24 protein-coding genes are annotated in these 22,881 nt (G+C 64.0%); 16 read left to right on the forward strand and 8 right to left on the reverse strand.

Going from position 1 to position 22,881, the window contains the following annotated elements:
• Nucleotides 1–129 precede the first annotated feature (129 nt).
• From K9B33_RS15280 to lpdA, 9 genes are all read left to right on the forward strand, one after another.
• Complete coding sequence (locus tag K9B33_RS15280) at nt 130–918, forward strand: succinate dehydrogenase iron-sulfur subunit (protein WP_224549948.1); 789 nt, start codon at nt 130–132, stop codon at nt 916–918.
• Nucleotides 919–920: 2 nt separating this feature from the next.
• A complete protein-coding gene (locus tag K9B33_RS15285) occupies nt 921–1,382 on the forward strand; it encodes a PaaI family thioesterase (RefSeq protein ID WP_224549949.1) in 462 nt (153 codons plus the stop codon).
• Nucleotides 1,379–2,491 (forward strand): cell division protein ZapE, encoded by a 1,113-nt coding sequence (zapE, locus tag K9B33_RS15290; RefSeq protein ID WP_224549950.1) that lies wholly within the window; start codon nt 1,379–1,381, stop codon nt 2,489–2,491. The genes K9B33_RS15285 and zapE overlap by 4 nt, the downstream gene beginning before the upstream one ends.
• 348 nt (nt 2,492–2,839) lie before the next feature.
• On the forward strand, nt 2,840–3,802 hold the full coding sequence (gene mdh / locus K9B33_RS15295; RefSeq protein WP_224549951.1) for a malate dehydrogenase: 963 nt from the start codon (nt 2,840–2,842) through the stop codon (nt 3,800–3,802).
• Nucleotides 3,803–3,901: 99 nt separating this feature from the next.
• Entirely contained in the window at nt 3,902–4,786 is an 885-nt protein-coding gene (sucD, locus tag K9B33_RS15300; RefSeq protein WP_224549952.1) for a succinate--CoA ligase subunit alpha, read from the forward strand.
• Between the two features lie 90 nt (nt 4,787–4,876).
• On the forward strand, nt 4,877–7,672 hold the full coding sequence (locus K9B33_RS15305; RefSeq protein WP_224549953.1) for a 2-oxoglutarate dehydrogenase E1 component: 2,796 nt from the start codon (nt 4,877–4,879) through the stop codon (nt 7,670–7,672).
• An 8-nt stretch (nt 7,673–7,680) separates the two neighbouring features.
• Nucleotides 7,681–8,940, forward strand: coding sequence for a 2-oxoglutarate dehydrogenase complex dihydrolipoyllysine-residue succinyltransferase (odhB, locus tag K9B33_RS15310; protein ID WP_224549954.1), 1,260 nt, complete (start codon nt 7,681–7,683; stop codon nt 8,938–8,940).
• 15 nt (nt 8,941–8,955) lie between these two features.
• A complete protein-coding gene (locus tag K9B33_RS15315) occupies nt 8,956–9,537 on the forward strand; it encodes a DUF1877 family protein (RefSeq protein WP_224549955.1) in 582 nt (193 codons plus the stop codon).
• A 14-nt stretch (nt 9,538–9,551) separates the two neighbouring features.
• Entirely contained in the window at nt 9,552–10,952 is a 1,401-nt protein-coding gene (lpdA, locus tag K9B33_RS15320; protein ID WP_224549956.1) for a dihydrolipoyl dehydrogenase, read from the forward strand.
• Nucleotides 10,953–11,025: 73 nt separating this feature from the next.
• Here the strand turns inward: lpdA and K9B33_RS15325 are convergent, their stop codons facing one another.
• From K9B33_RS15325 to K9B33_RS15335, 3 genes are all read right to left on the reverse strand, one after another.
• Nucleotides 11,026–11,337 carry a type II toxin-antitoxin system RelE/ParE family toxin gene (locus K9B33_RS15325; protein ID WP_224549957.1) on the reverse strand — a complete coding sequence of 104 codons (312 nt, stop codon included), beginning with the start codon at nt 11,335–11,337 and terminating at the stop codon, nt 11,026–11,028.
• Nucleotides 11,338–11,341: 4 nt separating this feature from the next.
• Entirely contained in the window at nt 11,342–11,599 is a 258-nt protein-coding gene (locus tag K9B33_RS15330) for a type II toxin-antitoxin system ParD family antitoxin (RefSeq protein WP_224549958.1), read from the reverse strand.
• A 66-nt stretch (nt 11,600–11,665) separates the two neighbouring features.
• Complete coding sequence (locus K9B33_RS15335) at nt 11,666–13,708, reverse strand: transglycosylase domain-containing protein (protein ID WP_411974028.1); 2,043 nt, start codon at nt 13,706–13,708, stop codon at nt 11,666–11,668.
• A gap of 120 nt (nt 13,709–13,828) precedes the next feature.
• Here K9B33_RS15335 and K9B33_RS15340 point away from each other — a divergent pair, with 120 nt between their 5' ends.
• Nucleotides 13,829–14,026 (forward strand): hypothetical protein, encoded by a 198-nt coding sequence (locus K9B33_RS15340; RefSeq protein ID WP_224549960.1) that lies wholly within the window; start codon nt 13,829–13,831, stop codon nt 14,024–14,026.
• A 20-nt stretch (nt 14,027–14,046) separates the two neighbouring features.
• On the opposite strand, the gene K9B33_RS15345 is transcribed toward K9B33_RS15340, so the two are convergent.
• Entirely contained in the window at nt 14,047–15,357 is a 1,311-nt protein-coding gene (locus K9B33_RS15345) for an MFS transporter (RefSeq protein ID WP_224549961.1), read from the reverse strand.
• A 132-nt stretch (nt 15,358–15,489) separates the two neighbouring features.
• Here K9B33_RS15345 and pgsA point away from each other — a divergent pair, with 132 nt between their 5' ends.
• The 3 genes from pgsA to K9B33_RS15360 are packed head-to-tail and all read left to right on the forward strand — an operon-like array spanning nt 15,490 to nt 16,760.
• The gene (pgsA, locus tag K9B33_RS15350) at nt 15,490–16,053 is read left to right on the forward strand and encodes a CDP-diacylglycerol--glycerol-3-phosphate 3-phosphatidyltransferase (RefSeq protein ID WP_224549962.1); all 564 of its coding nucleotides are present in this window, start codon (nt 15,490–15,492) and stop codon (nt 16,051–16,053) included.
• Between the two features lie 6 nt (nt 16,054–16,059).
• Entirely contained in the window at nt 16,060–16,320 is a 261-nt protein-coding gene (locus tag K9B33_RS15355) for a MoaD/ThiS family protein (RefSeq protein ID WP_224549963.1), read from the forward strand.
• A complete protein-coding gene (locus K9B33_RS15360; protein WP_224549964.1) occupies nt 16,317–16,760 on the forward strand; it encodes a molybdenum cofactor biosynthesis protein MoaE in 444 nt (147 codons plus the stop codon). Before K9B33_RS15355 ends, K9B33_RS15360 begins: the two co-directional genes overlap by 4 nt.
• Here K9B33_RS15360 and K9B33_RS15365 read toward each other — a convergent pair.
• Together K9B33_RS15365 and K9B33_RS15370 are read right to left on the reverse strand one after the other, a co-directional pair.
• Nucleotides 16,757–17,686 (reverse strand): hydrogen peroxide-inducible genes activator, encoded by a 930-nt coding sequence (locus K9B33_RS15365; protein WP_224549965.1) that lies wholly within the window; start codon nt 17,684–17,686, stop codon nt 16,757–16,759. The two genes, K9B33_RS15360 and K9B33_RS15365, sit on opposite strands and share 4 nt — an antisense overlap.
• A gap of 39 nt (nt 17,687–17,725) precedes the next feature.
• Nucleotides 17,726–18,499, reverse strand: a complete 774-nt coding sequence (locus K9B33_RS15370) for a sulfite exporter TauE/SafE family protein (protein WP_224549966.1) — start codon at nt 18,497–18,499, stop codon at nt 17,726–17,728.
• 171 nt (nt 18,500–18,670) lie between these two features.
• On the opposite strand from K9B33_RS15370, the gene epsC reads away from it, so the two are divergent.
• Together epsC and K9B33_RS15380 are read left to right on the forward strand one after the other, a co-directional pair.
• On the forward strand, nt 18,671–19,402 hold the full coding sequence (gene epsC / locus K9B33_RS15375) for a serine O-acetyltransferase EpsC (RefSeq protein WP_224549967.1): 732 nt from the start codon (nt 18,671–18,673) through the stop codon (nt 19,400–19,402).
• Nucleotides 19,402–19,758 carry a DUF2794 domain-containing protein gene (locus tag K9B33_RS15380; protein ID WP_224549968.1) on the forward strand — a complete coding sequence of 119 codons (357 nt, stop codon included), beginning with the start codon at nt 19,402–19,404 and terminating at the stop codon, nt 19,756–19,758. The genes epsC and K9B33_RS15380 overlap by 1 nt, the downstream gene beginning before the upstream one ends.
• A 47-nt stretch (nt 19,759–19,805) precedes the next feature.
• Here K9B33_RS15380 and K9B33_RS15385 read toward each other — a convergent pair whose 3' ends face one another.
• Complete coding sequence (locus tag K9B33_RS15385; protein WP_224549969.1) at nt 19,806–20,864, reverse strand: hypothetical protein; 1,059 nt, start codon at nt 20,862–20,864, stop codon at nt 19,806–19,808.
• Between the two features lie 135 nt (nt 20,865–20,999).
• Here K9B33_RS15385 and K9B33_RS15390 point away from each other — a divergent pair, with 135 nt between their 5' ends.
• Nucleotides 21,000–21,932, forward strand: a complete 933-nt coding sequence (locus K9B33_RS15390; protein WP_224549970.1) for an NAD(P)H-dependent flavin oxidoreductase — start codon at nt 21,000–21,002, stop codon at nt 21,930–21,932.
• Here K9B33_RS15390 and K9B33_RS15395 read toward each other — a convergent pair.
• Complete coding sequence (locus K9B33_RS15395; RefSeq protein WP_224549971.1) at nt 21,888–22,805, reverse strand: alpha/beta fold hydrolase; 918 nt, start codon at nt 22,803–22,805, stop codon at nt 21,888–21,890. The two genes, K9B33_RS15390 and K9B33_RS15395, sit on opposite strands and share 45 nt — an antisense overlap.
• Nucleotides 22,806–22,881 lie beyond the last annotated feature (76 nt).

Consider the following 22,881-nt stretch of genomic DNA (forward strand, 5'->3'; position numbering starts at 1 on the left):
CGATGATTTGCAAGCCATTTGCAACAAGCGCTTGAGGACAGAAACATGGTCCACGACGCTGGACCTTTGCTTATTTTTTGTTATGCGGACCCCGACCAGACAGACCTATTCGAAGAGGCTCGACGAGCGATGGCCGAATTTGCGTTGCCCAAGAACAGCAAGATCAGCGGCAAGGGCGTGACCCACCCCGCGCCCGCCGGCGCGACCAATGTGCGCAGCTTCAAGGTCTATCGCTACGATCCCGACTCCGGCCAGAACCCGCGCTACGACACGTTCGACATCGATCTCGATGCGTGCGGCCCGATGGTTCTGGACGCATTGCTGAAGATCAAGAATGAATATGATCCCACGCTGACCTTCCGCCGGTCGTGCCGCGAAGGCATTTGCGGCAGCTGTTCGATGAACATGAACGGCAAGAACGGCCTGGCCTGCACCACCGCGATCGACGAATGCAGCGGCAAGGATGTGCGTATCACGCCGTTGCCGCATATGGACGTCATCAAGGACCTGGTGCCCGACTTCACCCATTTCTACGCCCAGTATAATTCGATCCAGCCCTGGCTGAAGACCGTGTCGCCGCCGCCCTCGGGCAAGGAGCGGCTCCAGTCGCCCGCCGAGCGCGAAAAGCTGGACGGCCTCTACGAGTGCATCCTGTGCGCCTGCTGCTCGACCAGCTGCCCGTCCTACTGGTGGAATTCGGACAAGTTCCTGGGTCCGGCGATCCTGCTCCAGGCCTATCGCTGGCTGGCGGACAGCCGCGACGAATATACCGGCGAGCGTCTGGACGATCTGGAAGATCCCTTCCGCCTTTATCGCTGCCACACCATCATGAATTGCGCGAATGTCTGCCCCAAGGGCCTCAGCCCGGCCAAGGCGATCGCCGAAACCAAGAAGATGATGGTCGAGCGGCAGCTCTGATCTTGAGCAGTGACGGCGTTGCAGGCGGGATTGCGCTGACCGAAGGGAAATGGGCGGGTTGGTCCGGTTGGGCCGAGCCGCATCCCGACACCTTCCTGCAGGCCATCGGGCGCGGCTATATGCGCGACCTGGGTTCGGGCAGGGCGCAGGTGGGGCTGGAGACGCGCCCCGGCCATCGCAATCGAATCGACATGCTGCATGGCGGCTTCCTGGCCGCCTTTGCCGACCACGCCTTTTTCGGCGCGCTGTGGGCCATGGGGCTGAAGGAGCATGTCAATGGCGTGACCATCGACCTTAACATGCAATATCTGGGCGCTGGCAAGGTCGGCCCCGACCTGATCGCCGAAGTCGAGCTGCTGCGCGAAACCGGGCGGATGTTGTTCCTGCGCATGGTGATGACGCAGGACGGCGAGCCGGTCGCGGCATCGACCGCCACGATCCGCAAGGCGCGCGCGAAAAAGTGACCGCCGTTCTCGCCCGCTACGACGCGCTGGTGCAGGCGGGCGAATTGCGGCCCGATGCCGACCAGCGGGCGGCGGCCGAGCGACTCGATCGGTTGCAGCAGGAGCTGCAAGCGGTGCCCGCGCGCGGATCGACGCTGTGGAAGCTGCTGCGCAAGCAACCCGATCCGCCCCGTGGTCTCTATATGTGGGGCGGGGTCGGGCGCGGCAAATCGATGCTGATGGACCTGTTCTTCGACACGGTGCAGATTCAGCGGAAGAAGCGCGCGCATTTTCATGAATTCATGCTCGACGTCCATGCCCGGCTGGCCGACGCGCGCAAGTCGGAAACGGGCGATCCGATCCCGCCAGTGGTCGAATCGCTGGCCGACGAGGCGCGCCTGCTCTGCTTCGACGAGATGGTCGTCAACAATATGGCCGACGCGGCGATCATGTCGCGGCTGTTCACCGGGTTACTGGAAAAGCGGGTGACGATCGTCACGACGTCCAACCGCGCGCCGGACGAACTCTACAAGAACGGCCTCAACCGCCAGCTTTTCCTGCCCTTCATCGACCTCATAAAGATGAAGCTGGACGTGATGACGCTGAACGGGCCGACCGATTATCGGCGCGACCGTCTGGGCGACGCGACATTGTGGCATTGTCCCAATGGCGACGCAGCGACGCAGGCGCTCAGCACGGCCTTCTTCCGGCTGACCGACTATCCGCCGTCCGACCGTGCCAATGTGCCGTCGGAGGATATTGTCGTGCAGGGCGGCCGCACCCTGCATGTGCCCAAGAGCCTGAAGGGCGTCGCGGTCTTCTCGTTCAAGCGGCTGTGTGCGGAAGCGCGCGGTGCGCCGGACTATCTGGCGATCGCGCGTAAATATCATACGGTCATCATCGTCGGCATTCCCGTGCTGGGGCCGGAAAACCGCAACGAAGCCGCGCGCTTCGTGACGCTGATCGACTCGCTCTACGAATATAAGGTGAAATTGCTGGCGTCGGCCGATGCCGAACCGGCGCGCCTCTATCCGGAGGGAGACGGCGCCTTCGAATTCGAGCGCACCGTGTCGCGGCTGATGGAAATGCAGTCGGACGACTATCTGGCGCTGGGCCACGGGCCGAAATAGCCCGCCGGGTCATGGACCCGACATGACTTCATCCTCGTCGGTCCGTTCGTCGCCGGGTGGAATCGGCCCGTCCGATCGCGCGCGGGCCGTTCATCAGGCCGCAATCTTAAGGTGGGAAACAGGCCGGGCGCCTCCGAGGAGAAAGGCGCCCGGCAGGATACCTCTGCAGGGAAGGCTGGAGACCAGGGTAGAAGTCTACAGCGACAGGGTGTGAATCGCATCTAATGCAATTGCGAATGAATTGCAAAGATAATTTGCATTCCCAGGGCTTCGGCGGTTGAAACCCCTGTTCGAAGGGCGTAGGCGGACCAGCAATTCCAGTAGTCACGACTTGGAGGATGATTGCATATGGCCCGTAACAAGATCGCGCTCATCGGCGCTGGCAATATCGGCGGCACGTTGGCGCATCTCGCGGCCCTCAAGGGGCTTGGCGACATTATATTGTTCGACGTCGTCGAAGGCGTGCCGCAGGGCAAGGCGCTCGACCTGTCGCAGTGCGCGTCGGTCGAAGGCTTCGACGCCAAGATCACCGGCTCCAACGATTATGCCGACATTGCGGGCGCGGACGTGATCATCGTCACCGCCGGCGTGGCGCGCAAGCCGGGCATGAGCCGCGACGACCTGCTGGGCATCAACCTCAAGGTCATGAAGGCCGTGGGCGAGGGCATCGCCGCCAATGCGCCCGACGCCTTCGTCATCTGCATCACCAACCCGCTCGACGCGATGGTGTGGGCGCTGCGCGAATTTTCGGGCCTGCCGCACAATAAGGTCGTCGGCATGGCCGGCGTGCTCGACTCGTCGCGCTTCAACCATTTCCTCGCCGAGGAATTCCAGGTTTCGGCCAAGGACGTCACCAGCTTCGTGCTGGGCGGCCATGGCGACACGATGGTCCCGGTGATCGAATATTCGACCGTCGCCGGCATCCCGGTTCCCGACCTGATCAAGCAGGGCCGGTCGACCCAGGAGCGCATCGACGCCATCGTCGCGCGTACCCGTTCGGGCGGCGGCGAGATCGTCGCGCTGCTCAAGACCGGTTCGGCCTTCTATGCGCCCGCCACCAGCGCGATCGCGATGGCCGAAGCCTATCTGGGCGACAAGAAGCGCCTGCTGCCCTGCGCCGCGAACCTGACCGGTCAATATGGCGTCGACAATCTCTATGTCGGCGTGCCGGTCATCATCGGCAAGGACGGCGTCGAGCAGATCATCGAGATCGAACTGAATGACGAAGCCAAGGCGAACCTTCAGGTGTCGGTCGACGCCGTCAAGGAATTGCTGGAAGCGTGCAAGGGCATCGATCCCTCGCTCGCCTGAGCTTTAACAGCTGCACCGTTCCGTTCCAGGTAAGTGCGCAGCCTGGAACGGGGCGCTTTAGACCCAAGTGCCACTTCCACAGCAGATAAAGGGACACCCATGTCCATTCTGGTGAACAAGAACACCAAGGTCATCACGCAGGGTATGACCGGTGCCACCGGCACCTTCCACACCGAACAGGCCCTGGCCTACGGCACCCAGATGGTTGCCGGCGTGACCCCCGGCAAGGGCGGCACCAGCCATATCGGCCTGCCCATGTACGACACGGTCGCCGAAGCCAAGAGCAAGACCGGCGCCGACGCTTCGGTCATCTACGTGCCGCCGCCATTTGCGGCCGATTCGATCCTGGAAGCGATCGATGCCGAAATCCCGCTGATCGTCGCGATCACCGAAGGCATCCCTGTCCTCGACATGGTCCGCGTAAAGCGCGCTTTGTCGGGCAGCAAGTCGCGCCTGATCGGCCCGAACTGCCCCGGCGTCCTGACGCCGGGCGAATGCAAGATCGGCATCATGCCCGGTTCGATCTTCTCGAAGGGCAGCGTCGGCGTCGTGTCGCGTTCCGGCACCCTGACCTATGAAGCCGTGTTCCAGACCACCAATGCGGGCCTGGGCCAGACCACGGCCGTCGGCATCGGCGGCGACCCGGTCAACGGCACCAACTTCATCGACGTGCTGGAACTGTTCCTGGCCGACGACGCCACCGAATCGATCATCATGATCGGCGAAATCGGCGGCGATGCGGAAGAACAGGCCGCCCAGTTCCTGATCGACGAAGCCAAGCGCGGCCGCAAGAAGCCGATGGCCGGCTTCATCGCGGGCCGCACGGCGCCTCCGGGCCGTCGCATGGGCCATGCCGGCGCGATCGTGTCGGGCGGCAAGGGCGACGCGGAAAGCAAGATCGCGGCGATGGAAGCGGCCGGTATCAAGGTCGCCGCCAGCCCGTCCGAGCTGGGCTCGACGCTGGTCGACGTGCTGAAGGGCTAAACAGCTCCTATCTATGCAGGCGGCCGGGCTGCACCCCGGCCGCTGATTTCCCCGCGCCGCGACTGCACGCGGCTGGCATGGGACAAGGCAATGGGTTACGAGAACCAGGAATTCGAGATTGAACGCGGGCCAAGCTGGGCGCGCGATAACTGGCCGCTGAGCGACACCGACGATCTGACCGGGGCGATGGACCCCACCCAGATGCAGGTCGCCGTGAAGGCCGCCGCCAAGTCCGCCGGCAAAGCCGTGTCGGATGTCGACGCCGTCGCCGCTGCCGACGACGCCATCCGCGCGCAGATGCTGATCCGCACTTATCGCGTGCGTGGCCATCTGGCCGCCAATCTCGATCCGCTGGGGCTGACCAAGCGCGATCTGCCGGCCGACCTGACGCCGGAATATCACGGCCTGACCGACCCCGCGAAAAAAATCTATCTGGGCGGCACGCTGGGCCTGCAATATGCGACCGTGGCGGAGATCGTCGCGATCCTGCGCGCCAATTATTGCGGCAATGTCGGCCTGGAATATATGCACATCGCCGATGTGGAGGAACGCCGCTTCCTGCAGGACCGGCTGGAAGGCAAGGATAAGGAAATCATCTTCACGCCCGAGGGCAAGAAGGCGATCCTGGCCAAGGTCATCCAGGGCGAGCAATATGAGAAGTTCCTGGGCCGCAAATATGTCGGCACCAAGCGCTTCGGCCTGGACGGCGGCGAATCCATGATCCCCGCGCTGGAAGCGGTCATCAAATATGGTGGCCAGTCCGGCGTGCGCGAGATCGTGTTCGGCATGGCCCATCGCGGCCGCCTCAATGTGCTGGCCAATGTGATGGCCAAGGGCTTCCGCGTCATCTTCCACGAATTTTCCGGCGGCACCGCCAATCCGGAAGATGTGGGCGGATCGGGCGACGTGAAATATCATCTGGGCACGTCGACCGATCGCGAGTTCGACGGCGTCAAGGTCCATATGTCGCTGGTCCCCAACCCCTCGCACCTCGAAACCGTCGATCCGGTGGTGCTGGGCAAGGTCCGTGCGCAGCAGACCTTCCGCGACGATCTGGAAAAGCATGAGCAGGTATTGCCCGTGCTGATCCACGGCGACGCCGCTTTTGCGGGGCAGGGCATCGTCTGGGAATGCCTCGGCTTCTCCGGTGTGCATGGGTACAATACCGGCGGCTGCGTCCACTTCATTATCAACAACCAGATCGGCTTCACCACCAGCCCGCAATTTTCGCGCGGCTCGCCCTATCCGTCCGATGTGGCGAAGGGTGTCCAGGCGCCGATCCTGCACGTCAATGGCGATGATCCCGAAGCGGTGACCTTCGCGTGCAAGCTTGCGATGGAATATCGCCAGACCTTCCACCGCGACATCGTGATCGACATGTGGTGCTATCGCCGCTTCGGCCATAATGAAGGCGACGAGCCCGGCTTCACCCAGCCGCTGATGTACAAGGAAATCCGCCAGCATCCGCCGGTCAGCGACGTTTATTCGGCGCGGCTGAAGAATGAAGGCGTGGTCGACGACGACTATGTCAACAAGGTGACGGGCGATTTTGTCAATCATCTGGAGGAAGAGTTCGAGGCGGCCAAGAGCTACAAGGCCAACAAGGCCGACTGGTTCGCCGGTCGCTGGTCGGGCCTGCACAAGCCGGCCGACGCCGAAACCTCGCGCCAGAGCGTGGATTCGGCGATCAGCACCAAGCTGTTCGACGGCCTCGGCAAGACGCTGACCACCGTTCCCGAAGGATTGAACGTCCACAAGACGCTGACGCGCGTCCTCGCCGCCAAGGCGGAGATGTTCAAATCCGGCGAGAATTTCGACTGGGCGACCGGCGAGGCCCTGGCCTTCGGTTCGCTGCTGTCGGAAGGCTATGGCGTCCGCCTGTCGGGGCAGGACTCCGGGCGCGGGACGTTCAGCCAGCGTCACGCGGTCTGGACCGATCAGGACAGCGAGAATAAATATATCCCGCTGTCGACCGTACCACATGGCCGGTTCGAGGTGCTGGATTCGCCGCTGTCCGAATATGGCGTGCTGGGTTTCGAATATGGTTTCGCACTGGCCGACCCGAAGAGCCTGGTAATCTGGGAAGCGCAGTTCGGCGATTTCGCCAACGGCGCGCAGATCATCTTCGACCAGTATATCGCTTCGTCCGAAACCAAGTGGCTGCGCTCCAACGGCCTCGTCTGCCTGTTGCCGCACGGCTATGAAGGGCAGGGGCCGGAACATAGTTCGGCGCGTCTGGAACGCTTCCTGCAACTATGTGCGGAAGGCAATATCCAGGTCGCCAATATCACGACCCCGGCCAATTACTTCCACGCGCTGCGTCGCCAGATGCTGCGGCCCTTCCGCAAGCCGCTCATCATCATGGCGCCCAAGTCGCTGCTCCGTCATAAGCTGGCGGTCAGCAAGGCGGAGGATTTCCTGGGCGAAACCCAGTTCAAGCGCATCCTGTCGGACCCCAACGGGTCGGCCGACAAGGATACGAAGCGTCTGGTCCTGTGTTCCGGCAAGGTGTTCTACGACCTGATGGAGGCGCGCGACGCGGCCGGCGACAAGGATGTGCAGATCGTTCGCATCGAACAGATCTACCCGTTCGCGACCGACGCCCTGGCCAAGCGCATCGAGCGCATGACCAATCTGGACGAAATCGTCTGGTGCCAGGAAGAGCCGCGCAACAATGGCGCATGGTTCTTCGTCGAACCCTATATCGAGGAAGCCCTGGCCAAGGCCGGCAAGGCGCCCAAGCGCGCCCGCTATGCCGGTCGCAAGGCGTCGGCATCGCCCGCGACGGGGCTGGCGTCGCGCCATGTGTCCGAACAGGGCGCCCTCGTCGCCGATGCGCTGGGTCACAGCGTCCGTGAAGAAATCCGTCGCCAGAAGAAAGGCTGATCAAGCTCATGGCTACCGAAGTCAAAGTCCCAACCCTGGGCGAATCCGTTACCGAAGCAACCGTGGGCCAGTGGCTCAAAAAGCCCGGTGAAGCCGTCAAGGTCGACGAGCCGATCGTGTCCCTCGAAACCGACAAGGTCGCGGTCGACGTACCCTCGACCGTCGCCGGTGTCATGGGCGACATCATCGCCAAGGAAGGCGACACGGTCGAGGTCGGCGCGCTGCTGGCTTATGTGAACGAAGGCGGTTCGGCCGCTGCCGCGCCTGCGCCTGCCGCTGCTGCCGCGCCTGCCGCCAAGGCGGAAGCCGCTGCCCCGGCGCCCGCCGCGTCGGCGCCTGCGCCTGCCGCTTCGGATGACGAAGAGGGCGGCAATCTGACCCTGTCGCCGGCGGTGCGTCGCCTGGTGCTGGAACATGGCCTTGACCCGAGCAAGATCAAGGGCACCGGCAAGGACGGCCGCCTGACCAAGGACGACGTCACTGCCGCCGCCGCCGCCGGCACCGCCAAGGTTGCCGCCGGTGCGGCCGCCGCTGCGCCTGCCGCTGACGCGCCCGCCGCTGGCCCGAGCCGCAAGCAGGAACGGGTCAAGATGACCCGCCTGCGCCAGACGGTCGCCAAGCGCCTGAAGGAAGCGCAGAACACCGCCGCGCTGCTGACGACCTACAACGACGTCGACATGACCAACATCATCGAGGCGCGCGCGAAATATAAGGATCTGTTCGAGAAGAAGCATGGCGTTCGTCTGGGCTTCATGGGCTTCTTCACCAAGGCCGTCTGCATGGCGCTGCGCGACATTCCGGGCGTGAACGCACAGATCGAAGGCGACGAGATCGTCTATAACGACTTCTGCGACATCTCGGTCGCCGTGTCTGCGCCCACCGGCCTCGTCGTGCCGGTCATCCGCAATGCCGAGGCGCTGAGCGTCGCGGACATCGAAAAGACCATCGGCGGCTTCGGCAAGAAGGCCAAGGAAGGCAAGCTGACCATGGAAGATATGAAGGGCGGCACCTTCACCATCTCCAATGGCGGCGTGTTCGGTTCGCTGCTGTCCAGCCCGATCATTAACCCGCCCCAGTCGGCGGTTCTGGGCCTGCACCGCATCGAGGAACGCCCGGTCGTCCGCAATGGTCAGATCGTGGCGCGTCCGATGATGTATCTGGCATTGAGCTATGACCATCGCATGGTTGACGGTCGCGAAGCGGTGACGTTCCTGGTCGCAGTGAAGAACGCGATCGAAGATCCGACCCGCCTGCTGATCGACCTGTAATAATGAGGTGAACTCATGGGCATCGCTTACAGCCTGATTAGAGCAAAGCCCGAAGTTGTGGATCAACTTCGGGGGCGGCCGAAAGCCGTGGCTGAGTTCGTGTATCAGGACCCCGATGCCTATGAGCCGCCGAAGCCGGGCTTTTTTGCACGCTTGTCTAGAGCGGGCGTCGTTAGCGACAACGCGCCCGTACCAGATCGTGGAAAGGATGATGAAGCCGACTTGGATAAGGCATGGCATCTCGTCCACTATTTGCTAACCGGTAAGACGGGGCGCGTCGAAGGGCCGCTTGGTTTGATTGCAGACGACCTCCACCCCCTTGCCGATCTCGATCTAGGTCTTGGTAAGCCCAACGTTATTTCTGTCGATGCGACAAAGGCGTTCGCTGAAGCGGCCCAATCGATTTCCGATGAGGTTTTCCTAGCTCGTTTCATACCAGAGCAAATGCCTACCGATGAACTCTATATGGGTGATGTTGTGGCGCGTGGCGACCACGATGATATGAAAGAATATTCGCTGGAGAACTTTCATTTTCTCCGTGACTTCGCCGTCGCAGCAGCGCGAAACGGCGAAGCGATCATAACCTATTACACCTGATCGGAAGAAGAACGATGGCAGACTTCGACTATGACGTCCTGGTAATCGGCGCTGGCCCCGGCGGCTATGTCGCCGCGATCCGCGCCGCGCAGCTAGGCCTCAAGACCGCCTGCGCCGAAAGCCGCGAGACGCTGGGCGGCACCTGCCTCAATGTAGGGTGCATCCCGTCCAAGGCGATGCTGCATGCGTCGGAGCTGTATGACGAAGCGGCCAATGGCGCGCTCGCCAAGCTGGGCGTCAAGATCGACAAGATGAGCCTGGACCTGCCCACCCTGCAGGGCCAGCGCGTCGACGCGGTCAAAGGCCTGACCGGCGGCATCGAGTTCCTGTTCAAGAAGAACAAGGTGACTTGGCTCAAGGGTCTGGCGCGCTTCACCGGCGCCAACACGGTCGAGATCAACGGCGAGACGGTGACGGCGAAGAATATCGTCATCGCCACCGGATCGTCGGTCACGCCGCTGCCGGGCGTCGCGGTGGACAATGCGGGCGGTAGAATCGTCGATTCGACTGGCGCGCTGGAACTGGACAAGGTTCCGGGGCATCTGGTCGTCGTCGGCGGCGGCGTGATCGGGCTGGAACTGGGCAGCGTCTGGAAGCGCCTGGGCGCCAAGGTGACCGTGGTCGAATATCTCGACCAGATCCTGCCCGGCATGGACGGCGAAGTCCGCAAGGAAGCCAACAAGATCTTCAAGAAGCAGGGCTTCGAGTACAAGCTCGGCACGAAGGTCACGGGCGCGGAAGTCGGCAAGAAGGGCGTGACCCTGACCGTCGAACCCGCCGCCGGTGGCGACGCGGAGACGATCGAGGCCGATGTGGTCCTCGTGTCGATCGGCCGCCGTCCCAACACCGAAGGGCTTGGTCTCGACAAGATCGGTCTGGAACTCAACGCGCGCAGCCAGATCGAAACCGATCATGACTTCGCGACCAAGGTTCCGGGCGTCTGGGCGATCGGCGATGTGATCCCCGGTCCGATGCTGGCGCACAAGGCCGAGGACGAAGGCATTGCCGTCGCGGAGAATATCGCGGGCCTGACCGGCATCGTGAACCATGCCGTGATCCCGTCGGTGGTCTACACCAAGCCGGAAATCGCGGGCGTGGGCCTGACCGAGGAACAAGCCAAGGAAAAGGGCGCGATCAAGGTCGGCAAATTCCCGATGATGGCGAACAGCCGCGCCAAGACCAATCACGAACCGGACGGCTTCGTGAAGATCATCGCCGACGCCGAAACCGACAAGGTGCTGGGCGTGTGGATCATCGCGGTGCCCGCGGGCACGATGATCGCGCAGGCGGCGCAGGCGATGGAATTCGGCGCGTCGAGCGAAGACATCGCCTATACCTGCCACGCGCACCCGACGCACAGCGAAGCGATCAAGGAAGCGGCCATGGCCGTAACGGGCAAGCCGATCCATATGTGATCGGTTCGCTTATCGCGAAGACAAAGGAAGGGGCCTCCGCACTGCGGGGGCCTTTTTCTTTTCGGGCTGATGGTCAGGTCAGGTCCTGCCGGAAGCGATCAATCTGGTGCATTCGTTCATGCAACACCGTCACGATGCCGACAGCACCGTCCGACAGGACGCGCCAATAAATATAATGGTGTTCATAGCGGCAAAAAAAGCCATCGACGCCGAACTCCGCAGGAATATCCCGCCAGACGCAGTCCCGCATAGCGATATCCTCGAACCGCGCGAAAAGGCCGCGAATATAATTCTCGGCCTGGTCCTGGTCCCATCTATCACGGGTGTAGCGATAGATATCGTCGATCCGCCGTCCGGCCGCCTGCCGCACGCGATAGGCGGCCATGCGCCTATGGCCGCGCGTTGCGGGCGATAATCATATCGGCATCGAGCGGTTGATAGTCGCTCTCTGGTGCGGCGAAGGCATGGACCAGTTCGGTTTTGAGAAGCGCAAGCCGCTCGCCCTCGACCCGTGCCTTGTCCCGACGGATGAGATCGCGAACATATTCGCTGACATTTTCATAAGCCCCGCTGTCCCCGATATTGGTAGAGACGAAATCGCTCAGCGCACCGCTCACGCGCACATTCAGGGTCATGGGTTTGGACATGCGATAACCTTCCTGTCCACAGGATATGGAATATTCAGGACGGGGGCAAGGTGGTCTGTTTCATCCTTATTGCGGCCCGCCATCCTCGCCTTCGCCCGGCTGCGTCGGCGCGATCCTCGGCGGTGGAGTGCCTGACGGCCCGGCAGGCTGGTCGATCGGCAGGCGGATCTGGCCGCCGCCGATATTCACCGTCATGCCGCCTTCGTCCACGCCCAGCCCGACATTGCCGATGCCGGTTTCCACCGTGACATTGGCGATGGCGTTGACCAGGTCGGCGTCCTGCGTTTCTTCCGGCGCATCCTCGACCGGTTCGTTGATCGCGCCGCTCATGAAATTGCGCCAGATGCGCGCGGGCACGCCGCCGCCGGCCGCGCCGCCGGGCAGGGGGGCATTGTCGTCATTGCCGATCCACACCGCCGTCACGAGGCCCCCGGCATAGCCGACGAAGATGGCGTCGCGGCTGTCCTGCGTCGTGCCGGTCTTGCCGAAGGTGCTGGTGCGCAGCGCCGCCGCGCTGCCGGTACCGCGATTGGCGGCGGAGGAGAGGAGGTCGCGGATCATGTCGAGCTGGTCCTGGCTGAATTGCCGCTGGCGCTGCATCAGCTTTTCGAACCAGCCCTGTTCCTCGGGCGGCAGGCCATGGGCGAGCACCGGATAGGCGCCCGCCGCGACCGCCGCATAGGCCTCCGCCAGTTCCACCAGCGGGATTTCCGACGTGCCGAGCGCGAGGCTCAAATCTTCGGTCAGCGGCGCGGTGACGCCCAGATCGCGGGCGACCTTGATGACATTGTCGACGCCGACCTTCTGGGTCAGGCGGACGGCGGCGACGTTGCTCGACGCGGCGAAGGCCTGACGCAGGGTGATGCGGCCGCGATACTTGCCGCTGTGATTGGCGGGGCGGTAGGTGCCGGTGGTGATCGGCGTGTCATCGATCATGTCGTCGGGAGTCATCCCCGCGCGGAAGGCGGCGAGATAGACGAACAGTTTGAAGGTCGAACCCGGCTGGCGCTTCGCCTGCACCGCGCGGTTGAAGCTGCTCTTGGCGTAATTTTTGCCACCGACCATGGCGACGACACTGCCATCGGGCTTCATCGCCACCAGCGCCGCCTGCGCAGCCCCCAGCGGCGCGCGGCGGATCGCGGCTTCGGCCAGCCGCTGGATGCGCCAGTCGAGCGTGGTTTCGATCTTCTGTTCGCCATAGACGGCCCCGGCGCGATCGCGCGCGTCGGCAAGCACCCAGTCGGCGAAATAGGTGCCGGTGGTGGCGTCGGGCGTGTCATGGACGTTGAGCCGGGCGGGAGGCAGGGCGTTGCGTTCCGCCTGGCTGATATAGCCGGCATCGACCATCGCCTGCGTCACCAGCGCGGCGCGGGTGCGGGCGCCCTTCAGGTTGCCGGTGGGAGCAAGGCGCGAGGGCGCCTTCAACAGCCCCGCCAGCATCGCGGCCTGCGGGATGGTGAGCCGTTCGGGCGCGCGATTGAAATAATGCAGCGCGGCGGCGCGCAGGCCATAGACATTGTCGCCGAAATAGACGTTGGAGAGATATCTCTCCATGATCTGGTCCTTGGTCAGCCACGCTTCCAGCCAGAGTGCGATCAGCGCCTCGCGCGCCTTGCGGCCGAAGGTGCGGTCGCTGGACAGGAAGACGCCCTTGGCCAGTTGTTGCGTGATCGTGCTGCCGCCCTGCGACGATCCGTCCGACCAGAGATTATGCCACATGGCCCGCGCGATGCCGCGCGGATCGACGCCCCAATGGGTCATGAAGCGGCGATCCTCGATCGCCATGAACGCCTGCGGCACATGGGCGGGCAATTCGGCCATCGTCACCGGTGTGTCGATCACCGCGCCGCGCCGGGCGATCAGATGGCCGTCCGCCGACGTCAGGCTGATGCTGGGCGGCGCGATCGGCTTGAGCGAGCGGGAGAGCGGCGCCGTGACCGCGAGCCAGGCGACCAGAATCATCAGCACGGCGAGGCCTGCGGCGATCACCCATCCGGCGATCTGGAGCCGGCGACGCCAGGGCGTGGGCCGTGCGAAGGCGCTGGGCGGACCCGCGCCGAACTCGCGCGGGGGTTGCGCGAAGGGATCGAGTGGGGCGGAATCGGGCATGTCTTGGGTCATACTGTGTTATTCATATCATACAGTCAAGCCTGTCCCGTGCCGGGACAGGCCGGAATTAACCACAATATGCGCTGGTCTATATGGTAAATTTTGCGTTAACCAATCGCTATGCGAAACCGACCCCTCGTCCTCACCACCGAATCGGCCCGCCATCCGTTCCGCCAGCGGCTGCCCGCCCATGTGCTGCGCGTGGTGGAGGATATGCCCGCGCGCAAGAAGCGGTTCAGCGACGACGACAGCGACTGGAAGCTGTTCGGCCTGAGCTTCGCGGCCTTCTTCACGGCCTTCTACAGCTTCATTTTCTGAGACGAGGACCGGGCGTCCGGTCAATGGCATAGAGGGCCGTCGCAGGCCTTGTGGAGCTTCCACGCCATCGCCGCGCAGGGCAGGGTGAGGAAGGCGACCAGCAGCAACTGCATCACCACCGATACGCCGGCGATGCTGAGCCCGATGGCGCAGAGCGATCCGACCACCATCGCGCCCGAATTGACGATATTATTGGCCGCCACGGTGCGCGCCGCTTCGCATTTTTCGACCGTCGTGGTCAGGAAGGCGTAGAGCGGCACGACGAACATGCCGCCGAAGGTCGCGACGCCGAGCAGGCAGAACGACAGCGGAATCGCCAGCGGATGGGCCAGAAACCCGGCGAGCGACAGCATCTTCCCGTCCGGCGAGGGCGTCCACAGGTCGCACACGATGTGAAAGGCGACGATGCACAGCCCCATGCCGATCACCGACGCGGGCGCATATTTGGCCGAGACATGGCCTTGCAACAGCCGGTTGATCGCCACGGAGCCGATCGCGATGCCGATCGAGAAGATGGCCAGGAACAGGCTGGCGACCGGCTTGTCGGCGGTCAGGACATTCTTCACCAGCGGCGGGAACTGGATGAACAGGATCGAGCCGACCGCCCAGAACAGGCTGATCGCCATGATCGCCAGAAACAGGCGGCGAATATGCATCGTCCCGCGCACCAGCGCGACCGACGAGCGGATGATGTGGAAGTCGATCGGCTGCTTTTCGAGCAATGACGGCGCCGAGGGCACTCCCCGCCCCGCGATATAGCCGATCAGCGCCGTGATGATGATGCCGACCGCGGCCGCCTCCACCGGGATCACGCCGGCCAGGATCGTGCCGGCCAGGATCGCGATATAGGTGCCCGCTTCGACCAGGCCGGTGCCGCCCAGCACTTCGTCGTCATGCAGATGCTGGGGCAGGATCGCATATTTGATCGGGCCGAAGAAGGTCGAATGGATGCCCATGGCGAACAGCGCGACCAGCAGCAGCGGGATCGCCAGCGTGTGGACGGCAATGCCGCTCCAGATGAGGCCGAGGCCCACCGCACCCACGCCCATGATCAGGATTTCCGCCGCCTTCACCCAGCGGATGATGACCGCCTTGTCGCGCTGGTCGGCCAACTGGCCCGATATCGCCGACAACAGGAAGAAGGGCAGGATGAACAGGCCCGTGGCCAGCGCGCTGAACCAGGTTTCGGATTTCTCGTCATTATAGACCTGATAGACCACGAACAGGACCATCGCGTTCTTGAACAGATTGTCGTTGAACGCACCAAGGAGCTGGGTGATGAAAAGCGGCAGAAAACGGCGCTTGTTCAAGAGCCTGAGAGAGGCTTGCATGGATAGGGGCGTCTTCTTTCCCGTGAGCGACCGGGGCGGGGTCTAGCGGTTGACGACGTCTGTGTCCAATGGGTTGGGCATGACGATACGGCTTTGCTTGTATGCCGCGCCGGACTGTGGCAGTTCGCGGCGATGCTAACGCTGCCCAATTTGCTGACGCTTTCGCGGATCGTGACGGTGCCGCTGCTGGTCGCTCTGCTGTGGCCGGCGGAACAGGGCGCGCGCTGGACCACCGGCTATGCGCTGGCCTTCGCCCTCTATTGCCTGATGGGCGTGACCGATTATTTCGACGGCTATCTGGCGCGCGCGCAGGGCACGGTGTCGAAACTGGGCGTGTTTCTGGACCCGATCGCGGACAAGATCATGGTCGGCGCGGTCATCCTGATGCTGGCGGCGACCCGCGACATAGCGGGCATCCATATCGCCGCCGCGATGATCATTCTGCTGCGCGAGATCGCAGTGTCGGGCCTGCGCGAATTTCTGGCCGGGCTGCAGGTGTCGGTGCCGGTGTCGCGCCTCGCAAAATGGAAGACGACGTTCCAGATCATCGCGCTGGGCGCATTGATCCTGGCCGGGGCGGTGCCGCAATTCCCCTTCGTCCAGACGGTGGGCATCGTGACCCTGTGGGCCGCGGCGATGCTGACGCTGGTCACCGGCTGGGACTATCTGCGCGTCGGCATCAAGCATATGGACTGACCGGCGATGGCGGACCTGACCATCGTCTATTTCGCCTGGGTGCGCGAGGCCATCGGCCGCGACGAGGAGCGGGTCGCGCGGCCCGCAGCAGATAGCAGCGTGGCCGATCTGGTCGCGACGCTGGCCGCCCGGGGCGGGGGTTACGCGCAGGCTTTGAGTGATCCGGCGCGGCTGCGTGCGGCGATCGATCAGCGTTTCGTGCCGCTGGACAGCCTGATCGGCGACGCGCGCGAAGTGGCGCTGTTTCCCCCGGTGACGGGCGGATGAAACGGGTTGCCATCCAGACGGCGGATTTCGATGTCGCCGCCGAACTGGCCGCGCTGGAGGCGCTGGGCGGTGGCGGCGTGGCGAGCTTTACCGGCGTGGTGCGCGGGGACGGCGGCCTGATCGCGCTGGAGCTGGAACATTATCCGGCGATGACGCAGGCGCAGGTCGACCGGATCGTGGACGAGGCGCTGGCGCGCTGGCCGCTGCTGGGCGTCAGCGTGATCCATCGTTTCGGGCGGCTGGCGCCGGGCGCGCGCATCGTCTTCGTCGGCACGGCGTCGCGCCATCGCACCGCCGCGCTGGAAAGCTGCGCCTTCCTGATCGATTGGATGAAGTCCGACGCGCCCTTCTGGAAGAAGGAGCATTTTGGCGACGGCGCAACTCAATGGGTTGCGGCGCGGGCCGAGGATGAGGCCAGGGCGAAGGGCTGGAAGGCTTAAGCCGCTTCGGGCAACCGGCAATTGAGCGCCGCGGCGTCGCGCAAGATGCCGGCCAGCAGGTGGAATTCCTTCTCGCGCGGGCTGTTCTTGCGCCACACCAGCGCGATGTCGCGCCAGGCGCGTTCCGACTGAAGCGGCCGCGCGACAATTTGCGTATGCTCCAATATCCCGCTCGCAATCGCCATTTCCGGGATCATCGTCATGCCCAGGCCATTATCGACCATCTGGATCAGCGTGTGCAGCGATGTACCCATCATCGTCGCGCTGGCGCGCAGGTCGGGCCGGTTGCAGGCGGCCAGCGCATGGTCCTTCAGGCAATGGCCGTCCTCCAGCAGCAGCAATTTGCTCTCATCGATCATGTCCGGGCCGATCCATTCGGGCGGATCGCGCGGCTCGTCATGCGGAAAGGCGACATAGAGCCGGTCCTGGAACAGGATTTCGCTGTCCACCTCGCCCATGGCGAAGGGCAGCGCCATCAGCACGCAATCGACATGGCCGTGGCGCAGCGATTCAATCCCCGCCTGGGTCGTTTCCTCGCGCAGATAGAGTTTGAGGTCGGGCCGGTCGGCGCGCAGCCTGGGCAGCATCCGCGGCAGCAGGAAGGGCGCAATGGTCGGGATCACGCTCATCCGCAACTCGCCGGTCAGCGGCTTACCCGACGCCTCGGCGATGGCGGCCAGCTCCTCCGCCTCGCGCAGCACGCGATGCGCCTTGACCACGATGCGATCGCCCAGGGCGGTGAAGCGCACCACCCGGCGGGTGCGCTCGACCAGGGTGACGCCGATCAGCGATTCCAGTTCGCGGATGCCCGCCGACAGGGTCGACTGGGTGACGAAACAGCTATCGGCGGCCTTGCCGAAATGGCCCTGCTCCTTGAGCGCAACCAGATATTGCAGCTGCTTGAGCGTGGGCAGATAACTGGACATTTATCGGATTCCTCGATCAGAAATCCGAATATAAGCGTCTTAGCCGATATATCCAAGATATTTGGCGACCCCGAACAGCGACGTGATCGTCAGGATGACGCCCACCGCCGAGAAGAGGATGCGCGGCGCCACCCGGCGTGCCAGCATCGCGCCGAAGGGCGCGGCGATCACCCCACCGATCAGCAGGCCCAGCGTATAGGTGGTGAAGGCTTCCCAGCCCAGATGAAGGAGGAAGGTCAGGCTGATCGACAGGGTCAGGATGAATTCGACCGTGTTGACCGTGCCGATGGTGTGGCGCGGGCTGGACCCCTGCAGCAGCAGGTTCGATGTCACGATCGGTCCCCAGCCGCCACCGCCGCTGGCGTCCATGAAGCCGCCGACCAGGCCCAGAGGCGCGACCCATTTGGGATCGCGGGGCTTGGGCGGCAGATGGAAGCCGCGCCAGATGAGGTAGAAGCCGATCGCGGCGAGATAGGCCAGAACGAAAGGCTTGATCACCGCGCCGTCGATATTGGACAGAAAATAGGCACCGCTGACGCCGCCGATCACGCCGGGAATGATAAGCCGGGCGAATAGTTTCCAGTCGACATTGCGGTGCAGGATATGGCTGATCGCCGATACGCCGGTGGTGAAGGTTTCGGCGACATGGACGCTGGCCGACGCGCGGCTGGGCGACACACCCAGGGTCAGCAGCAGGGTGCTGGAAATGACGCCATAAGCCATGCCCAGCGCGCCGTCGATGATCTGCGCGCCGAATCCGACGAGGATGAAAGGCAGGATTTCGCCGAAATGGGCGATAAAAGTGTCGATCATCCGCTACCCCTCACTGGAATTGTCTACTTCCATGATTGGTATATCGCGTGCCGCCAAGCAAGTTTCTATTTGCGGCGAAAAAGCGCGGTTAGCGCCCCATCTGGAAAAGCCGGGCAATTCCTCTTATATGGGATGCTCATAACAAGTCTAGGAACGGTCAGGGACGTCTGGATGGTGCGCAGCCTCATTTCCTATCTGGATTCGATCAAATCCCGCGATCCGGCGCCGCGGTCCCGCGCGGAAATCCTGCTCTACCCCGGCGTCTGGTCGCTGGCCTTTCATCGGGTCGCCCATCGCCTGTATCGCGCGCGGCTGTTCTTTCTTGCGCGCGCCGTGAACCATTTGTCGCGTTTCCTGACCGGTAACGACATCCATCCGGGCGCGAAGATCGGCAAACGCTTCTTCATCGACCATGGCTTTACCGTGATCGGCGAGACGGCCGAGATCGGCGACGATGTGACGCTTTACCAGAATGTCACGCTGGGCGGTACCGACCCCGCCAACGGCATTGCCGGCAAGCGTCACCCCACGCTGAATGACGGCGTGATCGTCGGGTCGGGCGCACAGGTGCTGGGGCCGATCAACGTCGGCGCGCGCGCCCGCGTCGGTGCGAACGCCGTGGTCACCAAGGATGTGGCGGAAGGCGCGACCATGGTCGGCATTCCTGCGCGGGCGATGCTGGTCGACGTGACCGCCTATCAGCGCGACTTCATGCCCTATGGCACGCCCTGTTCGGACTGTTTCGATCCCGAAAAGCAGAAGCTGGAGATGCTTCAGTGCGAGGTCGAACAGTTGCAGAAGCGCCTCGCCGAACTGATGGCGGAGCGCCAGACACCGATATTGCCATCGGCATTGGGCGACGATGACGATGCGCCGCTGTTCAAGGAGCGCGGCCGGGCCTGATGACCAATGTGACGCCGTTTCCCCATCAAGGAGCGGGGCCGGGGCCGAAGGGCGGCCAGGTCGGGTTCGAGCGGCTGGAACTGCAACGGATCATGGATCTGTACGGCCGCATGGTGTCGGCCGGCCATTGGCGCGACTATGCGATGGACATGGGGCAGGAGGCGGCGATCTTCAGCGCCTTCCGCCGCTCCGCCGAACGCCCCGAATATCGGATCGAGAAGCGCCCGGCGCTGCGCCATCGCCAGGGCATGTGGGCGCTGGTCGGGGAAAGCGGCCAGATATTGAAGCGCGGCCAGGAGTTGCAGGGCGTGCTGGCACCGGTCGAGCGCAAGCTGCTGCGGATCGTCGAGGATTGAAGGTCTGCGGCTGCTCCCTCCTGAAAAGAGGGAGCAGCCGGTCGCGGTCAAGCGACGGCGCGATCCAGATAGGGCAGGCGCTCGGAAAGGCGTGGCGGCAAGCCATGCACCACCAGCGCGCGGGCATGGTGCCATAGCGCCGACAGCAGCAGCAACGCCGCGCCGATCACCAGCGTCGTGAGCGCCCAGGACAGTTCCACCGCGCCGGCCTGGCGGAACAGGCCGTACAGGGCGAAAAGGACATAGGCGAGGCTGGAGACGAGCAGCGCGCGCCGGTCGATCGCCAGTGCGATGAGGCCGAAGGCGACATAGAGGGCGATCACCAGCGCGGCGCGCGCGGCGCTGATCTCGTCGCCGTTCATCACGCCCAGCAGGTGGAACAGCGAATGCGCGATCATCGGCGCGGCGGCCAGGTGCAGCCAGAAGGCGACGTCGGATCGCGGCGTGGTGCGGGCGCGATCGCTCATGTCCCACCGCATAGCCAGCGCGAAGATGGCGAGGCCCGCGATCAGCAGCAACGCGAAGGGCAGGGTCATATCGTCGGGCGTGCCGGCCATGACAAGGCTGACGCCGACGCCGGCCGCCGCCGCCGCGCCGACCGCCACGGTGATCGGCACCATGAAGCGCCGCCAGTGCGCCCAGGCCGCCAGCACGCCCGCGCCGGCCGCGACGCACACGATCATCGAGGCCAGGCTGTCGCCCGCATGGGGGAATATCTGCGCACCCAGCGCGCCGACCGCAAAGACGATGCCGCCGACGAAACCGCCCAGCAAAAGGATGGAGGGCAGCGCCATGTGGCGGCGCCGGGTGAAATATTCGGCCAGGCCCCAACTGACGGCAGCCACCAGCAGGCCGGCCATGAAGGCAGGATGATGGTCCGGCGCCCCGAATCGCAGGCTGTTGCCGAGCCAGCCAACCGCCACCAGCAGCAGGACGCTGGCGATCGCGACGAAGATGTCGTTAAAGCCCGTCAGCAGCCGGAAATGTTCTTCGTCCACCATCGGCGAGGCGCGCAGTCCCGCCACATGATCGCGCAACGCCTGCGCCGCCTGCGCGGGGATTGCGCCCGCCGCTACGGCATCCTGTAGATCGCTCTCGCTATACATCGTCCTGCTCCCGACACTGTCTGGCAGCGTCGTTATAGCATTGCTGTATTAATACATCAACACAGATGATTTTGGCCTTTTTCCGAGGGTCGAGCGGTGTTAGCGCGGTGTGATAATAGAGGAGACGCCTGTTCCATGACCCTGCCGACATTGCTGGAAGGCCGCCTTGCGCTGCCGCTGATCGGGTCGCCGATGTTCATCATCTCGCAACCGGCGCTGGTCATGGCGCAGTGCCGCGCAGGGATCGTCGGCGCCTTTCCCTCACTCAATGCGCGGCCGTCGGGCATGTTCGAGGCGTGGTTGCAGCAGTTGCAGGCGGAACTGACCGACGCCGATGCGCCCTTCGCCGTCAACCTGATCGTCCACCGCACCAATGCGCGGCTGGAGGAGGATCTGGCGCTGTGTGTCCGATATAAGGTGCCGATCGTCATCACTTCGCTCGGCGCGCGCGAGGATGTGAATGCGGCGATCCACAGCTATGGCGGCATCGTCCTGCACGATATCATCAACGACATGTTCGCGCGCAAGGCGATCGAGAAGGGCGCCGATGGCCTGATCGCGGTGGCGGCGGGGGCGGGCGGCCATGCCGGCACGCTGTCGCCCTTCGCGCTGATCCAGGAAATCCGCCAATGGTTCGACGGGCCGCTGGCGCTGTCGGGATCGATCGCCACCGGCCGCGCCATCGCCGCCGCGCGGATGATGGGCGCGGACCTCGCCTATATGGGATCGCCCTTCATCGCCACGGCGGAGGCCAATGCCGACCCCGCCTACAAGCAGATGATCGTCGACAGCCATGCCGCCGACATCGTCTATTCGGACGTGTTCACCGGCGTCCACGGCAATTATCTGCGCCCCAGCATCGTCGCGTCGGGGCTGGACCCCGACAGCCTGCCCAAGGCGAAGGACATGGATTTCGCGGCGATGACCGGCGGCGACAAGAAGGCGTGGCGCGACGTATGGGGTTGCGGCCAGGGGATCGGCGCGGTCGACAAGGTGCAGCCGACCGCCGATTTCGTCGCGGGGTTAAAGGCGGACTACCGTGCGGCTGTCGCCGGCTTCACCCTCTAGGAAGCCGCGAACCTCGCCGATGAAGCGCTCGAACTGGTCATGGTGCAGCCAGTGGCCGGCATCGGCGAACTCGACCAGCCGGGCGTCGCTGAAATGGCGGATGCGGCCGTCCTTTTCCGGGTTGGATGCCCAGCTATCCTGGCCCAGGCAGAGCAGGGTGGGGCAACTGATCCGCTTCCAGAAGTCGGGCAGTTCCTCATCGGTGCCGGCCTGGGGCGCCAGCCCTTTCAGATAGGGGTCGAATTTCCAGCCATAGCTGCCGTCTTCGTTGCGGTTGACGCCGTGGCTGGTCAGATGCAGCGCCTGCTCGACCGTCAGATGCTCGTTGCGCTCGCGCATCCGGCCGATCGCCGCCTCGATCGTGGGATAGCGCCGCGGCGTGCGCCGTGCGCTGGCGCGGCGCGTGTCGATCCATTCGCGCCAGACCTGGGGCGCCGCCTGTTCGGCCTTTTGCTTCAGGCGGTCGGGCGACAGACCCAGACCTTCGATCGCGACAAGCTTGCGCACTTTTTCAGGGAACAGACCCGCATAGCGCAGGCTGATCGCGCCGCCGAGCGAATGGCCCACGATCGTCATGGGCGACCGGTCGAGCAGGTCGACCAGCTGCGCCAGGTCGTACACGAAATTGGCCATCATATAGGAGCCGTCGGGCGACCAGCCGCTGTCGCCATGGCCGCGCAGGTCCAGCGCGATGACATGATAGTCCCGCGCCAGCGCGCGCGCCGTCCAGTCCCAACTGCGCGCATGGTCGAAGCCGCCATGCACCAGGACCAGCGTCGGGGCCGATGGATTGCCCCAGTCGAGATAGTGCAGCCGTGTCCGCAACGATGTGAAGAAATGCGAAGTCGGGGTCGGCGCGGTCAAGATGTCCATGCGATCCTGCAGGCTGGGAACAGATATGGTCCCCATCAGGGAACTGCACCGATGTTGCAAGTAAAGAGCGACGAAA

The sequence above is a fragment of the Sphingobium sp. 3R8 genome (assembly GCF_020166615.1).
In the GTDB taxonomy this organism is placed as follows: Bacteria; Pseudomonadota; Alphaproteobacteria; order Sphingomonadales; family Sphingomonadaceae; genus Sphingobium; species Sphingobium bisphenolicum.

Excerpts from the sequence above, each read along its gene's own strand:
- K9B33_RS15280 (WP_224549948.1), top strand. The coding sequence starts at position 130 with ATGGCCGAATTTGCGTTGCCCAAGAACAGCAAGATCAGCGGCAAGGGC.
- K9B33_RS15305 (WP_224549953.1), top strand. The coding sequence starts at position 4,877 with ATGGGTTACGAGAACCAGGAATTCGAGATTGAACGCGGGCCAAGCTGG.
- K9B33_RS15315 (WP_224549955.1), top strand. The coding sequence starts at position 8,956 with ATGGGCATCGCTTACAGCCTGATTAGAGCAAAGCCCGAAGTTGTGGAT.
- K9B33_RS15395 (WP_224549971.1), bottom strand. The coding sequence starts at position 22,805 with ATGGACATCTTGACCGCGCCGACCCCGACTTCGCATTTCTTCACATCG.
- epsC (WP_224549967.1), top strand. The coding sequence starts at position 18,671 with ATGGTGCGCAGCCTCATTTCCTATCTGGATTCGATCAAATCCCGCGAT.
- K9B33_RS15330 (WP_224549958.1), bottom strand. The coding sequence starts at position 11,599 with ATGTCCAAACCCATGACCCTGAATGTGCGCGTGAGCGGTGCGCTGAGC.
- K9B33_RS15385 (WP_224549969.1), bottom strand. The coding sequence starts at position 20,864 with ATGTATAGCGAGAGCGATCTACAGGATGCCGTAGCGGCGGGCGCAATC.
- K9B33_RS15365 (WP_224549965.1), bottom strand. The coding sequence starts at position 17,686 with ATGTCCAGTTATCTGCCCACGCTCAAGCAGCTGCAATATCTGGTTGCG.
- K9B33_RS15325 (WP_224549957.1), bottom strand. The coding sequence starts at position 11,337 with ATGGCCGCCTATCGCGTGCGGCAGGCGGCCGGACGGCGGATCGACGAT.
- lpdA (WP_224549956.1), top strand. The coding sequence starts at position 9,552 with ATGGCAGACTTCGACTATGACGTCCTGGTAATCGGCGCTGGCCCCGGC.
- K9B33_RS15345 (WP_224549961.1), bottom strand. The coding sequence starts at position 15,357 with ATGCAAGCCTCTCTCAGGCTCTTGAACAAGCGCCGTTTTCTGCCGCTT.
- K9B33_RS15390 (WP_224549970.1), top strand. The coding sequence starts at position 21,000 with ATGACCCTGCCGACATTGCTGGAAGGCCGCCTTGCGCTGCCGCTGATC.
- K9B33_RS15335 (WP_411974028.1), bottom strand. The coding sequence starts at position 13,708 with ATGCCCGATTCCGCCCCACTCGATCCCTTCGCGCAACCCCCGCGCGAG.
- mdh (WP_224549951.1), top strand. The coding sequence starts at position 2,840 with ATGGCCCGTAACAAGATCGCGCTCATCGGCGCTGGCAATATCGGCGGC.
- odhB (WP_224549954.1), top strand. The coding sequence starts at position 7,681 with ATGGCTACCGAAGTCAAAGTCCCAACCCTGGGCGAATCCGTTACCGAA.
- K9B33_RS15370 (WP_224549966.1), bottom strand. The coding sequence starts at position 18,499 with ATGATCGACACTTTTATCGCCCATTTCGGCGAAATCCTGCCTTTCATC.
- K9B33_RS15340 (WP_224549960.1), top strand. The coding sequence starts at position 13,829 with ATGCGAAACCGACCCCTCGTCCTCACCACCGAATCGGCCCGCCATCCG.
- K9B33_RS15355 (WP_224549963.1), top strand. The coding sequence starts at position 16,060 with ATGGCGGACCTGACCATCGTCTATTTCGCCTGGGTGCGCGAGGCCATC.
- sucD (WP_224549952.1), top strand. The coding sequence starts at position 3,902 with ATGTCCATTCTGGTGAACAAGAACACCAAGGTCATCACGCAGGGTATG.
- pgsA (WP_224549962.1), top strand. The coding sequence starts at position 15,490 with ATGCTAACGCTGCCCAATTTGCTGACGCTTTCGCGGATCGTGACGGTG.
- K9B33_RS15380 (WP_224549968.1), top strand. The coding sequence starts at position 19,402 with ATGACCAATGTGACGCCGTTTCCCCATCAAGGAGCGGGGCCGGGGCCG.
- K9B33_RS15360 (WP_224549964.1), top strand. The coding sequence starts at position 16,317 with ATGAAACGGGTTGCCATCCAGACGGCGGATTTCGATGTCGCCGCCGAA.